Here is a 2728-nt window from a genome sequence, read left to right as displayed (position 1 = left end):
GGATACTGAAGTCATAATCAGATGAATGCTTACATGTCATTAGATATGCAACCAATTTTTCGAATACACTATTATCAGACTCTTCTGGTGCAATATCTACATAGAATTTATTCTTAAAGTTATTCATGATGTCATTAATCATTAATGTTTTTGATCGATGAGTAGACAATCTCTTATCTCCTTTGAATGTTCGATTCTATCGGTGCAATCATCGGTGCTGCACCACTCTGATAGTACTATCGCTCCAGGTCAGGGTGCAATCCACAACACACCAAACGCTAACAGAATCTCAGGTAAAAATTCAGCCCCCTCCCTCAGATACCAGCACAACCACCCCTTACACGTTGAGAGGGAACAAAAAAAGGGGGCACCGCCTCCATCCCTACGGGTAGAGAACGGTGCCCCTTCCAGCACAACAGGGAGCATACAGCTCCCGCCTGCAAACCTTTAGCGGCGAGCGCGGCGCAGCTTCACCAGGCCACGGTTAATGTGTGCCGCCCAGAGCGGACCCTCATACAGGAACGCAGTGTAGCCCTGCACCAGGTCAGCACCAGCGTCCAGGCGCTCCTGCACATCCTCAGCGGTGGTCACGCCACCAACCGAGATGATGGCGAGGTTGTCGCCGATTTCGCGCTTGAGCAGGCGCAGCACCTCCAGGGAGCGGGGCTTCAGCGGCGCACCGGAGAGGCCGCCTGCACCAATTTCCTTGACCTTGGTCATGTCGCTGGTCAGGCCCAGGCCCTCGCGGGCGATGGTGGTGTTGGTGGCGATGATGCCGTCCAGCTTCAGCTCCTTAGCCAGGGCTGCCACCTCGATAACGTCCTCATCGACCAGGTCCGGCGCAATCTTCACAGTCAGGGGCACGTGGCGGTTGGGGCATACGCGGTCTGCCTCTTCACGCACGGCGGCAAGCAGCGGGCGCAGCGACTCGATAGCCTGCAGGGTGCGCAGACCCGGAGTGTTCGGAGAAGAAACGTTGACGACCAGGTAGTCTGCCTGCGGTGCCAGGGTGCGGGTAGAAATCAGGTAGTCCTCGATAGCGTTCTCAAGCTCAACGACCTTGGTCTTGCCGATGTTCACGCCGATGACCGGGCGTACGGCGCCGCGGTATTCGGTTTCGAGGTCTGCGCGGGCGGCGGCAACACGCGGACCTGCCGCTGCGGCACCGTCATTGTTGAAGCCCATGCGGTTGATAACCGCCTTATCTTCCACCAGGCGGAAGAGACGCGGCTGCGGGTTACCGGGCTGCGCCTGACCGGTAATAGTACCAATCTCGACGTGGCCGAAACCGATACCAGCCAGCGCGGCAATACCCTTACCGCCCTTATCGAAGCCAGCAGCCAGACCGAACGGCGAAGGGAAAGTAATACCCATGACGGTGGTTGCCAGTTCCGGTGCGGGCTGGAAGTACTTGCGCAGCGCGCGGGTGATGCCGACGTTGCGCAGGGTCTGAACGCCCCAGAAGCCGACGTGGTGTGCCTTCTCGGGATCCATGCCCTTGAAGAAGATGTTAAAGAAGGTCGGGTAGATGCGCATTTGTTCTCCCTAAGGTTGGAGGGTGTGGGTGGTTTGTGGGGCTATGAGCCGGGTATGCCGGAAGCTACTTGTCGTTCGCCACAGCGTCGACAGCACCACCGTAGCGGCGGTCACGGCGCGCGTACTCTTCGACAGCCTCCCAGAGGGTGCGGCGGTCAACATCGGGCCAGAGCACGTTCATGAAAATCATCTCGGCGTAAGCGCTCTGCCAGAGCAAGAAGTTCGAGATGCGCTGCTCACCGGAGGAACGCAGGAACAGGTCAACGTCCGGCAGGTCGGGCTCGTCCAGGTACTTCTGGATAGTCTTTTCGGTAATGTTGCCGGGCTTGAGCTTGCCCGCCACAGCGTCTGCGGCGATAGCTGCCGCCGCGTCAGCGATCTCTGCGCGGCCGCCGTAGTTCACGCACATGGTGAGGGTGCAGACGGTGTTATCGATAGTTTCGCGCTCGCAGTGTTCGAGCTCTTCGATGACGTTCTTCCACAGCTTGGGTCGGCGGCCAGCCCAACGGATGCGCACACCCCAGGTCTTGAGGGTTTCGAGCTGGCGCTGCAACACCTCGGTGGAGAAACGCATAATGAACGCGACCTCGCTGGGTGAGCGCTTCCAGTTTTCGGTGGAGAACGCGTAGGCGGTCACGTACGGGATACCCATTTCGATAGCGCCCGCAACAACGTCCAGCAGTGCAGCCTCACCGGCGCGGTGACCCTCGGTACGGGGCAGGCCGCGTTCGTTCGCCCAACGTCCGTTACCGTCCATCACGACGGCGACGTGCTGCGGAATGAACTTCTTCGGAATCGGCGGAGGGGTTGCCCCGGTGGGGTGCGCGGGCGGAGGTACGGGCTGGGTGCGTGCCATGTGTGCCTTTCTTCCCTGGCGGGGTTCTCCCCCGGGGTCGTTTGCCTAGATATGCGCCAGAAATAAACGCTGGCGTGCTGTTAGCTATTTTACCGTGACATAGCGCGCATGGGCGGGTGCTTCGGAGGTTATTTTGCGTCCTGGTTGACGCACGTTTGAAGCACCGGCGTGCATCTTTTACAATGCAGGAATCTCTGCCTCGAGGGCACTCGCCGTTTTCAGGGGGTGTTCGAGCAGGTTCTGGGTGGTTTTCAGGTAGAGTCCCAGAATTTTGGAGGCGACCGGCACCGGTGCCGCGTCAATAGTCGCCCAGGCGCGCGGATCCGCCGATGCGGT

The 2728-nt window shown here is 59.2% G+C and carries 2 protein-coding genes; both read right to left on the bottom strand.

Features of this window, described 5'->3' with window-relative positions; all coding sequences use genetic code 11:
- Positions 1 to 447: 447 nt before the first annotated feature.
- The gene (locus tag QZ540_RS08370; protein WP_294629161.1) at positions 448 to 1536 is read right to left on the bottom strand and encodes a quinone-dependent dihydroorotate dehydrogenase; all 1089 of its coding nucleotides are present in this window, start codon (positions 1534 to 1536) and stop codon (positions 448 to 450) included.
- Between the two features lie 64 nt (positions 1537 to 1600).
- Entirely contained in the window at positions 1601 to 2392 is a 792-nt protein-coding gene (locus QZ540_RS08365; protein ID WP_049349629.1) for an isoprenyl transferase, read from the bottom strand.
- Positions 2393 to 2728 lie beyond the last annotated feature (336 nt).

The organism is uncultured Rothia sp., assembly GCF_916049665.1.
In the GTDB taxonomy this organism is placed as follows: Bacteria; Actinomycetota; Actinomycetes; order Actinomycetales; family Micrococcaceae; genus Rothia.
This window is presented reverse-complemented; position numbering and strand designations above follow the sequence as displayed.